Raw genomic sequence first — 241 nt, forward strand, 5'->3', positions numbered from 1 at the left:
TCCGCATCGGGATCCGCACCACGGCGTCCGCGGACGCCACCCAGCTCCGGCTCAGCCCGTGACCCTCGGTGCCGAGCAGAACCGCCAGCCGGTCGTCCGGACCCAACGAGCCCGCGAACGTGGCCAGATCCACTGCGTCGTCCCGCAGGGCGAGCGCCGCCACCCGGAATCCCGCCTCCCGCAGCAGCGGACCGATCGGGACCCCGGCGTCGAGGCGCGCCCACGGCAGGGAGAAGACGGT

At 74.7% G+C, this 241-nt stretch carries 1 protein-coding gene; it reads right to left on the reverse strand.

The window, feature by feature from the left end; genetic code table 11:
- Nucleotides 1-241, reverse strand: a 241-nt coding sequence (locus BN358_RS11590) for a TrmH family RNA methyltransferase (RefSeq protein ID WP_368730811.1), incomplete at both ends; no start/stop codon positions are given.

The organism is Sedimentibacter sp. B4, assembly GCF_000309315.1.
GTDB lineage: Bacteria > Bacillota > Clostridia > Tissierellales > Sedimentibacteraceae > Sedimentibacter > Sedimentibacter saalensis.